Here is an 18097-nt window from a genome sequence, read left to right as displayed (position 1 = left end):
GCGTCAGGTGGTCAGTGGTCGAGGTGGCAGTCGCCGGCGGCGGCGTTGATGCAGGTCTGGATGGAGACGCCGCCGGCGCCGGTCTCGCCCGGCACCGCGACGGTCAGCTCGCCGGTGCGCAGGTCGCGCACGGCGCCCGACTTCATCGGCAGCACGCAGCCCATGCAGATGCCCATCCGGCAGCCGCTGGGCATCAGCACGCCGGCGTTCTCCGCGGCGTCGAGGATCGGGGTGTCGCCCGCGGCGTCGACCACGGTGCCGCCGGCGAAGGTGACGGTGCCGCCGGCGTCGGCGTCGGCCTCGACGAGCAGGGGGCGGAACCGCTCGGTGTGCAGGGTGAGCCGGTGCTCGTCGTAGTAGGCCTCGAGGGCATCCAGCAGGCCGACCGGGCCGCACGCGTAGGCGATGCGCTCGTCCAGGTCGGGGACCAGGGCGGCGAGGTCGTCGGTGGTGAGCAGGCCGTCGGTGTCGGTGTGCCGCTCGATCAGGCGCAGGCGCCCGGTCGCGGCGTACTGGCGCATCTCGGCGCCGAAGATCACCTCGGGCTGGGCCATCGCCGAGTGCACCAGCACGATGTCGCTCTCCACCGGCGCGGCCTGGGAGAAGAGGTTGCGCAGCATGCCGATCACGGGGGTGATGCCGGAGCCGGCGGTGATCATCAGCATCTTGCGCGGCAGCGGGCGGGGCAGCACGAAGTCGCCCTCGGGCTGGCCGAGGTGCAGCATCGTCCCGGCGGTGACGCGGCGCGCGAGGAACTGCGAGACGGTGCCGTCCGGGATCGCCTTGACGGTGATGCTGATCCGGCCGTCGGGGCGCGGCCCGTGGGTCAGGGAGTAGCAGCGCCAGAGCCGTACGCCGTCGACTTCCACGCCGACCCGGACGTACTGCCCGGGCACGTGGCCGGCCCAGTCGCGGCCGGGCTTGATCACGATCGTGGTCGCGTCGGCGGTCTCGGGCCGGACCTCCACGATGCGGCCGCGCACCTGCTCGACCCCGGTGCCCCCGCGCAACGGGTGGAAGTGGTCCAGCAGGTCGTCCACGGTCAGCGGGTGGACGGCCGCATCGGCGATCTGTCGGAGCAGGCCGCGGGCCCGCGAGGCGGCGGGCTTGTCGGCATAGGTCGCGCTCATGGTCACATCCTGCCTGCCACGAGGAGTAAAGTCCTGTGTCGAGTCGGTGAATCGGGACTCGGTTATTGTTCGTAACGAACAAAGGAGCGCCATGGTCGACGACCAGGAGGACCGGGCGGCGCGCGAGGCCGTGCTCCTCGCCCCCGCGGTGGCCGCCGCGATCCGGGCCGAGCTGCCCCGGCTTGCCGAGGACGTGGTCGCCCGCATCATCGCCGAGGTGCCCGCCTACGACGACGCGTTCAGCGGGCCGATGGGCAGCCGGATCCGGACCGCCGTGCAGGTCGCGCTCGGCGGGTTCGTGTCGATCGCCTCCGGGCGCCGCGGCTCCGAGGTCCCGGCGCCGCGCGCCGACGCGATGGAGGGCGCCTACCAGCTGGGCCGGGGCGAGGCCCGGTCCGGGCGGACCTCCGACGCCCTGCTGGCGGCGTACCGGATCGGCGCGCGGGTGGCCTGGCAGCACCTCTCCGCGCAGGCGCTGGCGCAGGGGGTCGACGCGGCGACGGTCGCCTACTTCGCCCAGATGGTCTTCACCTACATCGACGAGCTCTCGGCGGCCTCGGCGGCCGGGCACGCGGACGAGTCGGCCACCAGCGGCCGGGTCCGCCAGCGCCTCCTCGACCGGCTCGCGCGCCACCTGCTCGCGGGGGCCGCGCCGGCGGTGGTGCTCGGTGCGGCCGAGCGCGCGGACTGGTCGCCGCCGTCGACGCTGACGGCCGTGATCGCTCCGGAGTCGCAGGTCGGTCCGCTGATGCACGCGCTGCCCGGCGCCACCCTGCAGGTCAACGAGCTGGCCGAGATCGAGGGCGCCACGCTGCTCCTGGTGCCGGACGCGCACGGTCGGCGCCGCGCCTCGCTGCTGCGCAGCCTGGAAGGCCGCGGGTGCCTCGCCGGGCCGGCCCGGGACTGGCTCGACGTGTCGGCGTCCTACGCCCGCGCGCTGCGGGCGCGCTCCCTGGGGCTGCCCGACGACACCGAGGCGCACCTGGCCGAGCTGGTGCTGACCGCTGACGGGGACGCCCTCGCCGACCTCCGGGCCCAGGTGCTCGCGCCGCTGCGGGACCTGCGCCCCGCGGCGGCGGCCAGGCTCACCGAGACCCTGCGCTCCTGGCTGCTGCACCACGGGCGCCGCGACGACATCGCCGCCGCGCTGTTCGTGCACCCGCAGACGGTCCGGTACCGGGTCGGCCAGCTCCGCGAGCTCTACGGCGACGCGCTGGAGGACCCCGCGACGGTGCTCGGGCTGACCCTGGCGCTCGGCGTCCCGGGGGCTGGACCGCCCGGCTGACGCGTCTCGCGCCGGGGCCGGCGCGGAGCCCGGGCGATGGCCCCGCCCGTACTCTCGGCGCATGCGACCTCGGGTCTCCTTCCTGGCGCTTCCCCTCGTGGCGCTCGTGGCCGCCTGCGGCGCGGGCGAGGGCGACGACGGGCCACCGCCGGCGGGTGGCGGCTACGTGGCGCTCGGCGACTCCTACACCTCCGCCCCCGACATCGGCAGGTCCGTGGACGACGCCTGCCGGCGCAGCGAGGGCAACTACCCGCGCCTGGTCGCCGCCGAGCTCGACCTCGACCTGACCGACGTCAGCTGCAGCGGCGCATCCACGCTCAACTACGCCGACCCGCAGTACCTCGGGGACGAGGACCGCCCGCCGCAGCGCGACGCGCTCGGCGCCGACACCGAACTGGTGACCGTCTCGCTCGGCGCGAACGACTACCGGCTCTACGCGCGGCTGGTCAGCTGCATCCCGCGGGCCACCGTCGACCCCGACGGCTCGCCGTGCCGGGACCTGTTCGCCGCCGAGGCGGGCCAGGCCGACGCGGCGGACCCGGTGGCAGGGGTGGTCGATGCGATCGCGTCGCGCCTCGGCAACGTCCTGGACCTCGTGCACCGCCGATCGCCCGACGCCCGGGTGCTCGTCGTCGGCTATCCGACGGCACTGCCGGTCACGAAGGCCTGCCGCCAGTTCCCGGTCGCCGACGGCGACGTGGCCTTCACCGCGGACGCGATGGACGCGCTGAACGAAGCGCTGGCCCGGGCCGCGGAGGAGTCCGACGCGGAGTACGTCGACCTGGCCACGCCCACGGAGGGGCACGACATGTGCGCCGAGGACCCGTGGGTCGCCGGGATGAACCCCACCGGCCCGGCCGCTCCGTACCATCCCTACGCGGCCGAGCAGCGGGCCGCGGCCGACGCGATCGTGGCCACGCTCCGCGGCGGCTGAGCGCCCGGTCGCCCGGGCGCCCGGCTGCCCGGTCGCGGTCGCCGGCGTACCGGCTCAGGCGCGGTGCACCACCCGGCCGGCGACCACGGTCAGCGCCACCGGCGGGCGGGTCTGCGTGAGCGGGTCCTCCTCGAGCACCACCAGGTCCGCCGGCGCCCCGACGCCGACCATCGGCCGGCCGTCGGTGGACGCCGCCAACGCCTCGGCGCGGGACAGCGCCTGCTCGGGGTGCCAGGGCGAGCGCTCGTCGCCGGTGCGGCGGACGGCGGCGTCGATCGCCAGCCACGGGTCCAGCGGCGCCACCGGCGCGTCCGAGCCCAGGTGCAGGGCGGCGCCGGCGTCGAGCAGCCACCGGAAGGCGTAGCTGCGCTCGGCCCGGTCCGCCCAGGCCACATCGATCAGGTCACGGTCGTCGATCAGGTGGGCCGGTTGGACGCTGGCCCGCAGCCTCAGGGCCGCGAGGGCTCCGGCCTGCTCGCGGCGCATCAGCTGGACGTGCTCGACCGAGCCGCGCGCCCCGGTGGTCCGGTACGAGGCCAGCGCCTGCTCCAGGGCAGCGTCGCCGATCGCATGGGTCGCGACCTCCAGGCCGTGCGCGTGGGCCCGGGCGAGCAGCCCGGTCAGCTCCGGACCGCTCAGGTTCGGTGCGCCCGCCGGGGCCTCGGCCGGGGCGCCGTGCAGGTAGTGGTCGTGGCACCAGGCGGTGCGGGTGTTCAGCGACCCGTCGCTGATGATCTTCAGCGGCCCCATCGTGAGCCGGTCGTCGCCGGGCAGCAGCGGGTCGCCGGTGCGCAGGCCCGCGCTCAGCACCGCCTCCAGCCCGTCGGCGTACGTCGCCGCGCGGACGCGGAGCAGGTCGCAGCCGTCGTGCCAGCGCCCGCGCCACGCGTCCAGGTCGCCGACGAACTCGAAGTCGACCAGCCCGACCACGCCGTGCGCGGCGGCGTGCCGGAGCGCCGAGCGGTAGTCCTCGGCGCCGGAGTCGGCGGTCAGCCGGGTCAGCAGCGCGTAGGCGGCGTACCACTCGGTCTCGGCGACGACGCCCTCGCGCGGGGCGAGGTCGAGGGCGGCCAGGGCCGCCGAGTTCAGCCAGGCGTGGTGGCCGTCGCCGGCGATCAGCACCACCGGCGTGATCCCGCTGACCGCGTCCAGGTCGGCGACGCTGCCCTCGCGCGGCCAGGTGGCCGGCCGGTGCCCCCAGCCGATCACCGGCATCCCGGGGCGCGCGGCGACCAGGTCGGCGACCAGCGCGGTCATCTCCTCGACGCTGCCGACGCTGCCGGTGTCGGTGCGGCTGGTGGCCAGGCTCCACTGGCCGAGGTGGACGTGGTGGTCCCACAGGCCGGGCATCAGCCAGCGGCCGTCGGCGTCGATCTCCTCGATCCCGGAGGGTCGGGTCACTCCCGCGCCGATCTCGGTCACGCGCCCGGCGCTGATCAGGACGTCGACCGGCCGCTCGGGCGCGACGTCCTCGGGGGTGACCGGCACCAGGCGGGCGCCGCGTATCAGCAGGTCAGGCACGCCCCAACCGTAGTCAGGAGGTCATGGGGCCTGTAGGCCGGTCTGGCCCACTCGCTGCGCGTCGTCACATGGATTCTGGCCCCCTCCACCGGCGTGTCGGGGGCCGAAATCCATGTGACGACGCGGTTGACGGTCAGGCCTGGAGCGCCCGGATCGCCGCGTCGATCTGCAGCGTGCGCTGCGCCGACTCGACGTGCAGGCTCTCCACCATCCGGCCGTTGTAGGTGACCACGCCGGATCCCTGGCCGTCCTCCCAGGCCTGGATGAGGCCGCGGGCGTCGGCGACGGCCTGCTCCGAGGGGGCGAAGGCGGTGTTGGCGCCCTCGACCTGGCCCGGGTGGATCAGCGTCTTGCCGTCGAAGCCCATCTGGCGGCCCTGCTCGCACTCGGCGAGGTAGCCCTCGATGTTCTTCACGTCGTTGTAGACGCCGTCGATGATCACGATGCCGGCGGCGCGGGCCGCGAGCAGCGCGAGGCCGAGGCCGGTGATCACGGGCTGGCGGCCGGGCACGTGCTCGGCGTACAGCTCCTTGACCAGGTCGTTGGTGCCCATCACGAAGCCGGTCAGGCGCGGCGAGGCCTGGGCGATCGAGAGCGCGTTGAGCATCCCGATCGGGGTCTCCACCATCGCCCACAAGGTCGTCTTCTCCGGGGCGCCGGCGGCCTCCAGGGCGGCGACCAGCTGGTGCACCTCCTCGGCGGAGTTCACCTTCGGCACCAGGACGACGTCCGGGCCGGCCGCAGCGGCCACCTCGATGTCGTCGGCGTGCCACTCGGTGCCGATCCCGTTGACCCGGATGATCAGGTGGCGCTCGCCGTACTCGCCCGAGGTGACCGCGGCGGCGGCGGCCTCGCGGGCGGCGGGCTTGGCGTCGGGGGCGACGGCGTCCTCGAGGTCGAAGATGATCGCGTCCGCGGCCAGCGTCTTGGCCTTCTCCAGCGCGCGGGCGTTGGAGCTGGGCATGTAGAGGACGGAGCGCAGCGGCTTGAACTCGCCGGTCGGGGAGGCGGACATCAGGCACCCACCTCGATCGCGTCGTAGGCGGCCTTGAGCTCGGGGTCGATCGAGGCCAGCTTCTCGGCCAGCTCGACCATCACCAGGCACTGCTTGAGGGAGGCGTCGTCCTCCATCTTGCCGTCGAGCATCACCGCGCCGGTGCCGTCACCCATCGCCGCGACCACCCGGCGGGCGTGCGCCACGTCCTCGACGCTGGGGGAGAAGACCCGGTTCGCGATCGCGATCTGCTTGGGGTGCAGGCTCCAGGTGCCCACGCAGCCGAGCAGGAAGGCGTTGCGGAACTGGTCCTCGCAGGCGACCACGTCGGCGATGTCGCCGAACGGGCCGTAATAGGGGTAGATCCCGTGGGTCGCGCAGGCGTCCACCATCTTCGCGATCGTGTAGTGCCACAGGTCCTGCTGGAACACGCTGCGCGGGGCGTCGATCACGGACGCGCCGGAGTCGTCGCGGGGCGGGTCCTGGCGGACCAGGTAGCCGGGGTGGCCGCCGCCGACGCGGGTGGTCTTCATCTTGCGGTCCGCGGCCAGGTCGGCCGGGCCCAGCGAGAGGCCCTGCATGCGCGGGCTGGCACCGCAGATCTCCTCGACGTTGGCCACGCCGCGCGCGGTCTCCAGGATCGCGTGGATCAGGATCGGGCGGGTCAGCCCGGCCTTCGCCTCGAGCTGGGCGAGCAGCCGGTCGACGTAGTGGATGTCCTCGGCGCCCTGCACCTTCGGCACCATGATCACGTCGAGCTTGTCGCCGATCGCCGGCACCAGCGTGGTCAGGTCGTCCAGCACCCAGGGGCTGTCCAGGGAGTTGATCCGGGTCCACAGCTGGGTGGGGCCGAAGTCGGTCTCCTGGGCGATCTTCACCAGGCCGTGGCGGGCGGCCTCCTTGTTGTCGGCCTTGACGGCGTCCTCGAGGTTGCCGAGCAGCACGTCGACCGTGCCGACCATGGCCGGGATCTTGGCGGCCATCTTCTCGTTGCTCGGGTCGAAGAAGTGGATCGCGCGGCTGGGTCGGGCGGGGATCTCGCGCAGCGGGGCCGGGGCGCCGACCGCCAGCGGGCGGAAGAAGTCCTTGGGGCTCTTGTGGGTCACGGGGGGTCACGCTACCGGCGGGTCACCTGAGTCGGTATGAGCGATCTCTCAGCGGACGCGGCGCCACCAGCGTCGCCGCCCCGACGACCTGCGCGGACCGTCCTCCGCGGTCGACACGGCGGCCGCCGTACGACGGGCGGCGCGGCGCTCCCGCCAGGCGGCGACCGTCTCCTCGACGTCGCGCGTCATCGTGATCAGCGGCGGTCCCTCGGGCAGCCCGTAGCGGGCTCGCAGCACCCGGGCGTTGAACTCCTCGACCTGCTCGCGCACCTCGCGCTCGGCGGAGAGGCCGTCCAGCCGGGCGTCGAGCTCGGCGTCGTCCTTGCGCAGCTGCAGCGAGGCCGGCAGCACGGTGATCCGCTCCCGCTCCACCAGCCGCTTGACCCACCACTCGGGGTCGTAGGTCTCGCCGAGGCCCTCGATCGGCTTGCCGGTGCCGGGGAGGTCGTCGAAGTCGCCGCGCTCCATCGCCCGACGCACCTGGAGGTCGACCCACGTCTGCTGGTGGGCGATCCGGGCGGCCGCGGCGGCCCGGGAGTCGTCCGGGTCGTCCCGCGGTGACTGCTCGGGCTCGGACATGCGATCACCTCGCCGACCAGGGTAGCCGTGGGGATGGTGGTTTCGAGGCTCGCTGCGCTCGCACCTCAACCACCGGGAGGCTCGCTTCGCTCGCACCTCAACCATCGGGAGGGCTGCTGCGCTCGCACCTCAACCACCGGGCGCCGCTGGTCGAGGTGCGAGGCGCCCCGGCGCCGAGCCTCGCAACCGAGGTGCCTCAGTCGCGCAGGAACTCCGCGACCACCGGTGCCAGCTTCTCGGCGCTGGTGACCAGGCCGAGGTGGCCGTCGGAGAAGACGTGGAGGTGGGCGTTGGGCAGCAGCCGGTGCATGATCCGGGCGTTGACCAGCGGGATGATCGGGTCGTCGTCGCCTGCCAGCACCAGCGTCGGCTGCTTGATCAGCGGCAGCGTCGGCAGGCTCGACCAGCCGGCGCCGGCCAGCAGCTGCAGCAGGTATCCGCGCTTCGAGCCGACCCGCGAGTGCTCGTGCATCACGTGCACGACCTCGTCGGGGCGGTTGCGCATCTGGCCGCCGTACAGCTCGGAGGCGACCTCGCGCATGTAGTTCGGGTCCCGGTAGCGCTGCGGGGTGATCATCTTGCGCAGCACCCGCGGCGAGCCCGGCACCATCAGCGAGCCGGTCGCGGTGCTGACCAGCACGGCGCGGCGCACCCGGCGCGGGTGCTGCAGCGCCAGCTGCTGGGCCAGGCCACCGCCCCAGGAGATGCCGAGCACGTCGTACTGGTGGTGGCCGAGCTCGGTCATCAGCTTGCCGACGCCGTGCGCGACCATCGCGAACCGGTAGGGCAGCCGCGGGTCCGGGGAGCCGCCGACCCCGGGCACGTCGAAGCGGACCACCGTGATCGCGGGGTCGAGCTGTTCGACGAACGGCTCCAGCAGGTCCAGGCTGGCGCCGATGCCGTTGCACAGCAGCAGCGGAGGCCCGTCCCCGGTGCCCTGCCGCACCGCCACCCGGATCGAGTGTCCGAGGACGCGGATCTGGCGGAGCTGGTTCACGGGGCGGGCCTCACTGCTGGTGTCGTCGGGGTGCCCGACAACCGGTGTGGCCGACCCTACTTGTCGAAGACGTAGGTTCCCGGTGCCTCGGCCAGCGGCTCGAGCCGAGCCGAGCCGAGATCCTTCGGAGCTGCCTTCAGGTCGCCGGAGCGCTGTGCGAGCCATGACGCCGCATCGTTCCACCATGATCCCTCGTGCGTCTCGGCGTTCTTCAGCCACGCCCGCGGATCAGGACCATGGTCCTGGCCGGTGTGGAAGGAGGACTTCGGGTTGCCCGGCGGGTTCACCATCGCCGCGATGTGGCCGCTGTTGGAGAGCACGAACCGGGTCTCGCCGCCGAACAGTTGGGTGGTCCGGTAGCAGCTCTCCCAGGGCGTGATGTGGTCGGCGATGCCGGCCACGACGTAGGAGTCGACGGTGATCGCGCCGAGGTCGATCGGGACGCCGAAGACGCTCAGGGCGCCCGGCCGGACCACCGTGTTGTCCATCGCCAGGTCGACGAAGTCGGCGTGCAGCCCGGCCGTCATCCGGGTGGTGTCGGCGTTCCAGAAGAGGATGTCGAAGGCCGGCGGCTTCTTGCCGAGCAGGTAGTTGTTGACCCAGTAGTTCCAGACCAGGTCGCTGGGCCGCAGCCAGGCGAAGATCTCGGCGAGGTACCTGCCGTCGAGGTAGCCCGTCTGGGCCGACCGCGCCTTGGCGACCTCCGCCATCGCCGGGTCGATCAGCGCGCCCGCGGTGCCGGCGTCGGCGTTGTCGAGAACGGTCACCGCCAGCAGGAAGGCCGCGATGCGGTCCTGGCGGCCGGTCGCGGCCAGGTACGCCGTCGCGATCGAGGCCAGGATGCCGCCCGAGCACATCGCGGCCAGCGCCGTCTGCTCGCTGCCCGAGACCTCCTCGACGGTCTCGAGGGCGTCGAGGATCGCCTGGACGTAGGTCTCCAGGTTCCACTCGGCGTGCCGGGCGTCGGGGTTGCGCCAGGAGATGACGAAGACCTGGCGGTTGTGCTGCAGGTGGAACTCGACCATGCTGCGGCCGGGGGCCAGGTCGAGCGCGTAGAACTTGTTGATCGTCGGCGGCACGATCAGCACCGGCACCTCGAAGACCTCATCGGTCTGCGGGGTGTACTGGATCAGCTCGAAGACCTCGGTGCGGAAGACCACCGCGCCCGGGGTGGCGCCGATGTTGTCGCCCAGCCGGAAGCCCGTGGAGTCGACCATCTCGGGCAGTCGCGGGGCCGAGGCGAGGTCGCGGACCAGTGCCGCGCCGCCGCGGGCCAGGCTGATGCCGCCGGTGTCGATGGCGCGCTTGGCCGACTCGGGGTTGACCAGCGGCACGTTGCTGGGCGAGACCGCCTCGGTGACGTTCTCCACCAGGAACCGGACCCGCTTGCGGTCGCGCTCGCTCAGGTTCGCGTCCTCGAGCAGCTGCTCAGCGGTGCGTCCGCCGGCGAGGTAGAGCTGGACCAGGCGGTGCAGGAACGGGTTGTCGGTCCAGGCGACGTCCTTGAACCGGCGGTCGCCGCGGCGCGGGGCCAGGTCGGAGGTCCCGGCCGCGATCCGGGCCGCCTCGCCCGCCAGGCTGCCGAACCGGCGAGCGGTGGTGCGCGGCTTCCGGGCCAGGCTGACCGCCCACTTCGCGGTCGAGGCGTCCGGCACGAACCGACGCAGGGGGCCCATGGCGGCATCGATCAGCAGGGCGTCGTACGGCGTCGCGTTCTCGGTCAGCGGGGTGGTGGCGAGGTCACTCATGGTGTCTCCGAGGAGTCCTTGTCTAGGGGGCGTCAGTTCGCTGGAGCCCTTCCAGGGTCGCCGAGCACAGGCAGGTAGCGCATCGGCTGATGGCACCGAGAACCCACATCGATTTGTGTGCGCGAGCACAAAACGGCCCGCGGCGCTAGGTTGGCAGGGTGCGGGAGGTGGAGGTCGCCCCGGAGGTCCGAGAGCTGTGCGCCCGGCTGCTGCCGGAGGTCGAGCCGCTGGCGCACCGGATGGCGGACCGGATCCGCGCCGAGGTCCCGTTCTACGGCGAGGAGACCGTGGTGCCGCGCGGGGAGCTCGACGGCTTCTGTGTGGCGAACATGCGTTACGTGCTGGGCAACATGGCCGGCGTCCCGCTCGCGGACCGCGGACCGCGGGTCACCGGCACCAGCAGCACCGGCGAGGCGGTGCCGTACGCGATCGTCCTCCAAGCCTTCCGGGTCGGCGCCCGGTTCATCTGGGAGGCGCTGGTCGAGCTTGCTGATCCGGACGCGCGCGACGTGCTGCTGCTCGCGGCCGCCGACGTGTGGGCGATCAGCGACGCCGTGGCCGCCGACGTCACCCGCGCCTACCGCGGCGCGCTGGAGGAGCGGGTGCGGCGCAACGAGCAGATGCGCTCGGTGATGGTCGGCGGACTGCTCGAGGGCGACGACACGGTCGCCGGGGACACCGGCGAGGTCTCCTCGGTCCTCGGGCTCGGGCGGACCGGCGAGTTCGTGGTGGTCAGCGCTGAGTCGCCGGCGCCGGGCAAGGAGGGGCTCCGGGGCGTCGAGCGGGCCCTGCGGCGCTCCAACGTCCGGTCCGCCTGGCGGCTGGACCACGACCGGCAGGAGGGGGTGGTAGCGCTGCGCTTCGGCTTCGGCGTGGACCAGCTCACCGCGGCCCTGCAGGAGCTGGCCACCGGCCGGGTCGGGATCAGCCGCCCGTTCGCGAGGCTGGAGGAGGCGCGGGACGGGCGCCGGGAGGCCCAGGTGGCCAGCGCGGGCGCGTCCCCCGGGGCCACGGCCGTGGTGCGGTTCGGGGACGACCCGCTCGCCGTGCTGCTGGCCAGCAGCCCCGACCACGCGCGGGCGATGGTGGACGCGGTGCTCGCCCCGGTGCTGGCGCTCCCGCCCGACGACCGCGCCGTCTACCTGGACACCGCCCGCGCGTGGCTGGAGGCGGCCGGCTCGACCGCGGCCGCCGCCGACGCCCTGGTCGTGCACCGCAACACCGTGCGGTACCGGATCCGGCGCCTGGAGGAGATGACCGGGCGCGACCTGACCCGCCCGGTCGACGGCGCCGCGCTGTACGTCGCGCTCGAGTGCGTGCGGATCCTCGGGCTCGATTGACCCCCCGCCGACTTGGGGTTTGTGGCGCGGCGACTTGGGGCTTGTGGTTGTCGAGTCGACGGGACTTCTCCCGACCACAGACCCCAAGTCGGCCGACCCCAAACCCCAAGTCGGCCGACTACAAACCCCAAGTCGGCCGACTACAAACCCCAAGTCGGCTGGCCACAAAACCCACGTCGCGGTCACAGGCTGATGTCGGCGCGGCGGGCCTCCTCCGACCAGCCGTCGCCGCCGCGCTCGGCCCGGGTGAACTGCTCGACCCACAGTCGCGCGTACAGACCCTCCGGATCGGCCAGCAGCTCCTCGTGGGTCCCGCGCTCGACCACCCGACCCTCGGCCATCGCGTAGATGACGTCCGCCGAGCGGATCGTGGAGAGGCGGTGTGCGATCGCGATCGTGGTCCGCGACCGGGTCGCCCGCTCCAGTGCCTCCTGCACCAGTCGCTCGGTCTCGTTGTCCAGTGCCGAGGTCGCCTCGTCCAGGATCAGCACCGGCGGGTCCTTGAGCAGCACCCGGGCGATCGCCAGGCGCTGCTTCTCCCCGCCCGAGAGCCGGTAGCCGCGCTCGCCCGTGATCGTGTCGTAGCCCTCGGGGAAGCTCATGATCCGGTCGTGGATGTTGGCGTCCCGGGCCGCCCGCTCGATCTGGTCCGCGGTGGCGTCCGGGCGGGCGTAGGCGATGTTGTCGCGGATGGTGCCGTGGAACAGGTACGGCTCCTGCGTCACCATGCCGACCGCATCGGCCAGCGAGTCCAGGGTGAGGTCGCGGACGTCGTACCCGTCGAGGAGGACGGCGCCGCCGTCGACGTCGTAGAAGCGCGGCACCAGGTACGTCGCGGTCGTCTTGCCGGCGCCCGAGGGGCCGACCAGGGCGACCAGCTGGCCGGGCTCGGCCACCAGCGAGACGTCGCGCAGCGCCCAGCCGGGCGAGCCGGGCTCCGCCGGGCGACCCGTGGGCTCGGCGTCGGTCTCGGGTGCACCCGTCGGCCCGGGTCCCGTCGGGTCCCCGAACCGGGACCGGTGCCGGGTCCCGCTCAGCGACCGGGGCTCGGGGTAGCGGAACGAGACCCCGCGCAGCTCCACCCGCCCGGCCACCTCCTCGGTCGGCAGCGCGAGTGCCCCGGGCCGCTCGGTGATCGCCGGCTCCAGGTCGAGGTACTCGAAGATCCGCCGGAACAGCGCCAGCGACGTCTGCACGTCCAGGGTCACCCGCATCAGCTGCAGCAACGGCATCTGCAGCCGGCTCTGCAGCGTGGTGAACGCGACGATCGTGCCGGCGGTCAGGGTGTCCGCGCCGACGCCCAGGTTGCCGGTGATGATGAAGCCGGCGGCCAGGTAGATCAGCGCCGGGGTGATCGCGAAGAACGTCTGCACCACCGCGAAGAACGCCCGGCCCGTCATCGCCTGCCGCACCTGCAGGCGGGTCTGCTCGCGGTTCGCCTCGCGGTACCGGTCGACCTCGGAGGCCGACCGGTTGAACACCTTGGCCAGCAGGATCCCCGAGACGCTCAGCGCCTCCTCGGTGATCGCGGTCATCTCCGAGAGCGACTCCTGCGTCTTGCGCGCCAGCCGCTGCCGGCGCCGGCCCACCCGCAGCTGCAGCACCACGAAGAGCGGCATCAGCACCAGCGTCAGCACCGTCAGCTGCCAGGAGAGGATCACCATCGCCACGAACGCCGCGGTCACCGTCACCGAGTTCTGCACGATCGTGGTCGCGGTGTCGGTCAGCACCGTCCGCACCCCGGCCACGTCGTTGGCCAGGCGGGACTGGATCGCCCCGGTCTTGGTGGCGGTGAAGAACGCCAGCTCCATCTTCTGCAGGTGCTCGAAGAGGTCGCCGCGCAGGTCGGCCATCGCCGAGTTGCCCACGGTGGAGGTCAGGTAGTTCTGGCCGATCCCGATCAGCGAGGCCAGCACGGGCAGGAGGCACATCACGGCCACCAGCCAGCCCAGCAGGTCCAGGTTCGGGGCGCCCCCGTCGACCGGGAACAGGGCGTGGTCGAAGATCGCGCGGGTCAGGAACGGCACCAGCGACTGCAGCCCGGCGGCGGCGACGACCGCGACCAGCACCAGCGCGATCGGGCGCCGGTAGGGGTGCAGCAGGCGGGCGACGCGGCGTACCACCGGGCGGGCGTCGGCCGCACTGGTGCGCTGGTCGGGCGGCAGGTCCGCGCTCACGCCGAAGGGGGAGGGCATCAGGACCAGCCCGCGCCCCAGGTGCCGCGGTGGGCCACCTCCTGCCACGGGGTACGACGGCGGGTGGCCGCCGAGCCGCGGGCGCCCTCGGCCCGGTCGGCCGGGTGGCCGATCGTGATAGCTCCGATCGGGTGCGGAGCGTCGGCGCCGACCAGGCCGAGCCGCTCCTTGACCGCCTCCACCCGCTGCGGCACGAGGCCGAAGAAGCAGCACCCCAGGCCGTCGTCGACCACCGACTGCTGCAGCAGCAGCGCTGCCATCGCGGTGTCCAGGTGCCAGTACGGCATCGCCCAGCGGCCGGCCGCGGCGTCCGCGTCGAAGGCGGGGTCAGCGGCGGGGTCGGCGTTCGGGGGGACCAGGGCCGCGCGGCGCTTGTCGGCGGCGGCGTACCGCTCCAGGTAGGCGTCGCGGCGGCTGCACGGCACCACCACCACGGGCGCGCTCATCATGCCGCGCAGCCATCGGTCCGGCGTGCCGCCGGGGAGGGCGTCGTCGGTCTGGGCCCGCCAGAACCCGGCGACCGCGTCCGGGGTGTCGAGCACGAGGAAGGCCCAGCCCTGGCTGAACCCGGCGCTCGGGGCGCGGGTGGCCCGGTCCAGGGCGCGCTCCAGGACGCCGGGGTCGACCGGGTCGGGCCGATAGGCACGGGTCATCCGGCGGCGACGTACGACCTCGGCGAACTCCACGCGCCGATGATCCCACCCCCACCCAGGCGCGGGCCGCCCCGACGGCCGTCTGAGGTAGCCCGGCGCGGGTGCCTCAGACGGCCGGGCGTCGTCGCGGGCGCCGTAGATAGGGCATTCCTCCGATGTGGACGGCTACCTCAGAGGCCGAGGGTTGAGGCATGAACAACGATGCCTTCTACCGATTCGAGGGAGCCGAGCTGGAGTACCGCCGTTCCCGTACCCGTCGCGAGTTCGCCGGCCACCGCGGCCAGAGCTCCCGCACCTCGTGGCTGCGCCGGCTCGCCGCCGCCGACCCCGACCTCGCCCGCAAGCAGGACTGACCCGCCCGTGTCCCTTCCCGTGATCGAGATCTGGCGAGCGGCCGGCCGTCGGGCGGCGCCACGGCGCTCGCCCGACGCACCACCGCCGGGCGCTCGTACGGCGCGGCCGGCGCGGCCGCGGCCCGCGCCTCGGTGAGCGCCGCCGCGGCGCTGGTGGTCCCGGGCGCGACAGCGTCGGTGCCGGCCACCATCATGGAGTCCGTGGCCACTCCGACCTCGCAGACCCTGGTGGGTCGCGAGACCGAGATCGACCGGCTCGTGGAGCTCCTGGAGAGCCCCGACGCCGGCTCCGCCGTACTGCTCTCCGGCGACGCGGGGGTCGGCAAGACCCGCCTGCTGATCGAGCTGCGCGACCGCGCCCAGGAGCGCGGCTGGCAGGTGCTCGCCGGCCACTGCCTCGACTTCGGCGAGAGCGCGCTGCCCTACCTGCCGTTCAGCGAGGTCGTCGGCCGCGTCGCCGCTGCCGACCCCGAGCTGCTCGCCCGCGTCGCCGCCGAGCACCCGGCGATCACCCGGCTCCAACCCGGTCGTCGCACCCGGGCCGGGGCCGACTCCGAGCCGGCCGCGGACATCGGCACCCCGACCGACCGGTCCGACCTCTTCGTCGCCGTCCAGGCGCTGCTCGAGGCGGCCGCCGAGTCGGCGCCGCTGCTGCTGGTTATCGAGGACATCCACTGGGCCGACCACTCGACCCGGGACATGCTCGGCTTCCTGTTCGCGCGGCCGTTCGCGCGCCCGGTGCGGGTGATCGCCTCCTACCGCTCCGACGACCTGCACCGTCGTCACCCGCTCCGGCGGCAGGCCGCCGAGTGGTCGCGGCTCCCCTCGCTCGAGCGGCTGGCGCTCGGCCCGCTGGCCGAGCCCGCGGTCCGCGACCTGGTCGGCCAGCTGGCCCCGAGCGGCCTGGCCGAGCAGCAGATCCGCGGCATCATCGACCGCGCCGAGGGCAACGCCTTCTTCGTCGAGGAGCTGGTCGCCTCCCAGGGCCGGGCCGCGGTCTCCGCCGACCTGGCCGACCTGCTCCTGGTCCGGCTGGACCCGCTCAGCGACCAGGCCCGCCAGGTGGTGCGCAGCATGAGTGCCGCCGGCCGCAGGGTCGGCCACGACCTGCTCGCCGCCGTCGCCGACCTGCCCGCCCCCGACCTCGAGGCCGCGATCCGTCAGGCGGTCGAGATGAACGTGCTCGAGGCCGGCCCCCGCCACTACTCCTTCCGGCACGCGCTGCTCGCCGAGGCCGTCTACGACGACCTGCTGCCCGGCGAGCGCGTCCGGCTGCACGGGCAGTACGTCGCGGCCCTCACCGCCGGCAGCGCCCCCGGCACGGCCGCCGAGCTCGCGCTGCACGCCCGCCGTGCCAACGACCTGGACCGTGCGGCGAGCGCCAGCATCGAGGCCGGCGACGAGGCGATGGCGGTCGGCGGCCCCGACGAGGCGGCCCGCCACTACGAGCAGGCCCTCGAGCTGCTGGCCGACCCCGCCCGTGCCGAGCGGCTGGGGGTCGACCTGGCCAAGCTGGCCACCCGCGCCGCCGACGCGCTGGGGCTCAGCGGGGGCACGCAGCGCGCCGCCGAGCTGCTGGCCGCGCACCTCGCCCGGCTGCCCGCGGCCGGCTCGTCGGCCGAGGCCGACCTGGCCCGCGCCCGGCTGCTCAGCCAGTACGCCGGCTGGCTGACCCTCATCGAGACCGACATCGACCCGTTGGCGCTCTCGCTCGAGGCCGCGGAGCTGGCGCCGACCGAGCAGGTGCCGCTGCGGGCGAAGGTGCTCGCCACCCACGCCCGGGTGCTGCACTGGGGCGGACGCGTCGAGGAGGCCGAGGCGGTGGCCGCCGAGGCGCTGGCGCTCGCCGAGCGACTGGCGATGCCCGCCCTCGCCTCCGCCGTGGCGACGACGCTGGGTCTGCTCAGTGGCGAGGGCGGCGACGTGCGGAGCGCGCTGGAGAAGGCCGCCGGGCGCGCCGACGCCGCCGAGGCGCCCTACGAGGGGCTCCGGGCGCGGTACCTGCTGGCCCGCTCCTACCAGGACGAGGGGGACTGGCCCCAGGCCATTCGCTGGTTCGAGTCCGCCACCCGGCTCGGCGCCGACTCGGGCCTGCCCTGGGCGCCCTACGCGATGGAGGCCCGCTGGCAGCTGGCGCTGATCTGCTGGTTGCTGGGCGACTGGGACCGCGCGCTGGAGGTGGCGGCCCCGGCGGCCTCGGCCCCCGCGATCCCCGCCGCGATCGTGGAGCCGGTGCGATTGGAGATCCTCGCTGCCCGGGGCGAGGACGTGAGCCCCCGGCTGAACCACCTGCGCGGTGTCTGGCCCGAGGAGGGCGGGGTCGCCGTCTACAGCGCCGGCGTCGAGCTGCTCCTCGCGACGGCCCACCGCGACGCCGCGGCGGCGATCGCGATCTACGACGACGTCGTGCGGGTCATGCGCACGATCTGGACCGAGCACTTCGGTGGCCGGGTCCGGCTGGCCGCGCAGGCCGCCGGCGCGATCGCCGCCGCGCTGGCCACCGCGCCGGCCTCCGAGCGCGAGCGCCTCGCCGCGGAGGCCGATCGGATGCTGGTCGACGGCGAGGCGGTGGAGCGCGCGTTCCGGGCGGGCGGCCGGGCCTGGGCGGCCGAGGGGCAGGCGTGGAGCGCCCGGCTGCGCGCCGAGGTGCTGCGGGCCCGGTGGCTGGCCGATGTCGGCCCGCCGGAGCGCGAGGAGCTGCTGGGCGCGTGGCGCGACGCGCTGGCGGCGTTCGAACGGCTGGGTCACGTCCCCGAGACCGCGCGGGTGCGGTCGTCGTACGCGCGGGTCCTGCGCGCCTGCGGCGACGCCGGCGCGGCCGAGGAGCAGGCCACGGCGGCCGCGGAGGTCGCGCGGCGGCTGGGGGACCGGCTGCTGCAGGCCGACCTGGACAGCCAGGGCGCGGGTCAGCGGGCCGCCGGGTCCGGCGGCGCAGGGCGGGTCTCCGCGGGGCCGGCCGCGTCCGCGCCGACACCGGCCCGGCTCACGGCACGCGAGCGGGAGATCCTCGACCTGGTCGCGGAGGGGCGCAGCAACGGCGAGATCGGCCGGCTGCTGTTCATCAGCACCAAGACGGTCAGCGTCCACGTCTCCAACATCCTCGGCAAGCTCGGCGCCTCCGGGCGGACCGAGGCGGCGGCGATCGCGCGCCGCGAGGGTCTGCTGGGCTGACCCGTGCGGCGGACGGCGGGCCTCGTCGGGCGGCGTCCGGCCGCCGGGCGAACCCGTGACATGGTGTCGCACGCGGCGTACCGTCGGCCGT

14 protein-coding genes are annotated in these 18097 nt (G+C 74.2%); 5 read left to right on the top strand and 9 right to left on the bottom strand.

The features are described from left to right. Positions 1-11: 11 nt before the first annotated feature. Complete coding sequence (locus E8D34_RS15860; RefSeq protein WP_136595620.1) at positions 12-1130, bottom strand: ferredoxin reductase; 1119 nt, start codon at positions 1128-1130, stop codon at positions 12-14. A gap of 91 nt (positions 1131-1221) precedes the next feature. Here E8D34_RS15860 and E8D34_RS15855 point away from each other — a divergent pair, with 91 nt between their 5' ends. Both E8D34_RS15855 and E8D34_RS15850 read left to right on the top strand, forming a co-directional pair. After that, positions 1222-2415 carry a PucR family transcriptional regulator gene (locus E8D34_RS15855; protein ID WP_136595619.1) on the top strand — a complete coding sequence of 398 codons (1194 nt, stop codon included), beginning with the start codon at positions 1222-1224 and terminating at the stop codon, positions 2413-2415. A gap of 61 nt (positions 2416-2476) precedes the next feature. Then, positions 2477-3349 (top strand): SGNH/GDSL hydrolase family protein, encoded by an 873-nt coding sequence (locus tag E8D34_RS15850; protein ID WP_136595618.1) that lies wholly within the window; start codon positions 2477-2479, stop codon positions 3347-3349. 54 nt (positions 3350-3403) lie between these two features. Here E8D34_RS15850 and E8D34_RS15845 read toward each other — a convergent pair whose 3' ends face one another. From E8D34_RS15845 to E8D34_RS15820, 6 genes are all read right to left on the bottom strand, one after another. Continuing rightward, positions 3404-4870, bottom strand: a complete 1467-nt coding sequence (locus tag E8D34_RS15845; RefSeq protein ID WP_136595617.1) for an amidohydrolase family protein — start codon at positions 4868-4870, stop codon at positions 3404-3406. 133 nt (positions 4871-5003) lie between these two features. Beyond that, positions 5004-5885 carry a CoA ester lyase gene (locus E8D34_RS15840; protein WP_136595616.1) on the bottom strand — a complete coding sequence of 294 codons (882 nt, stop codon included), beginning with the start codon at positions 5883-5885 and terminating at the stop codon, positions 5004-5006. After that, positions 5885-6970 carry a CoA ester lyase gene (locus E8D34_RS15835; protein ID WP_136595615.1) on the bottom strand — a complete coding sequence of 362 codons (1086 nt, stop codon included), beginning with the start codon at positions 6968-6970 and terminating at the stop codon, positions 5885-5887. Before E8D34_RS15835 ends, E8D34_RS15840 begins: the two co-directional genes overlap by 1 nt. A gap of 48 nt (positions 6971-7018) precedes the next feature. After that, positions 7019-7549 carry a DUF1992 domain-containing protein gene (locus E8D34_RS15830; protein ID WP_136595614.1) on the bottom strand — a complete coding sequence of 177 codons (531 nt, stop codon included), beginning with the start codon at positions 7547-7549 and terminating at the stop codon, positions 7019-7021. Positions 7550-7745: 196 nt separating this feature from the next. Further along, complete coding sequence (phaZ, locus tag E8D34_RS15825) at positions 7746-8546, bottom strand: poly(3-hydroxyalkanoate) depolymerase (RefSeq protein ID WP_206056756.1); 801 nt, start codon at positions 8544-8546, stop codon at positions 7746-7748. 56 nt (positions 8547-8602) lie between these two features. Then, entirely contained in the window at positions 8603-10294 is a 1692-nt protein-coding gene (locus tag E8D34_RS15820) for an alpha/beta fold hydrolase (RefSeq protein WP_136595612.1), read from the bottom strand. Positions 10295-10452: 158 nt separating this feature from the next. Between E8D34_RS15820 and E8D34_RS15815 the strand changes: the two genes are divergently transcribed. After that, positions 10453-11634, top strand: a complete 1182-nt coding sequence (locus E8D34_RS15815; RefSeq protein WP_136595611.1) for a PucR family transcriptional regulator — start codon at positions 10453-10455, stop codon at positions 11632-11634. Positions 11635-11816: 182 nt separating this feature from the next. Here the strand turns inward: E8D34_RS15815 and E8D34_RS15810 are convergent, their stop codons facing one another. Both E8D34_RS15810 and E8D34_RS15805 read right to left on the bottom strand, forming a co-directional pair. Further along, positions 11817-13829 carry an ABC transporter ATP-binding protein gene (locus tag E8D34_RS15810; protein WP_136595610.1) on the bottom strand — a complete coding sequence of 671 codons (2013 nt, stop codon included), beginning with the start codon at positions 13827-13829 and terminating at the stop codon, positions 11817-11819. After that, on the bottom strand, positions 13829-14515 hold the full coding sequence (locus tag E8D34_RS15805; protein ID WP_136595609.1) for a nitroreductase family protein: 687 nt from the start codon (positions 14513-14515) through the stop codon (positions 13829-13831). The genes E8D34_RS15810 and E8D34_RS15805 overlap by 1 nt, the downstream gene beginning before the upstream one ends. 158 nt (positions 14516-14673) lie before the next feature. On the opposite strand from E8D34_RS15805, the gene E8D34_RS20840 reads away from it, so the two are divergent. After that, a complete protein-coding gene (locus E8D34_RS20840; RefSeq protein ID WP_168929472.1) occupies positions 14674-14835 on the top strand; it encodes a hypothetical protein in 162 nt (53 codons plus the stop codon). Between the two features lie 201 nt (positions 14836-15036). Next, positions 15037-18006, top strand: coding sequence for a helix-turn-helix transcriptional regulator (locus tag E8D34_RS21585; protein WP_168929471.1), 2970 nt, complete (start codon positions 15037-15039; stop codon positions 18004-18006). The last annotated feature ends 91 nt before the right edge of the window (positions 18007-18097 follow it).

Source organism: Nocardioides sp. GY 10113, from assembly GCF_004919105.1.
Classification (GTDB): domain Bacteria; phylum Actinomycetota; class Actinomycetes; order Propionibacteriales; family Nocardioidaceae; genus Nocardioides.
Note: the sequence above shows the minus strand (reverse complement) of the source record. Positions and strands in the feature narration are given on the sequence as shown.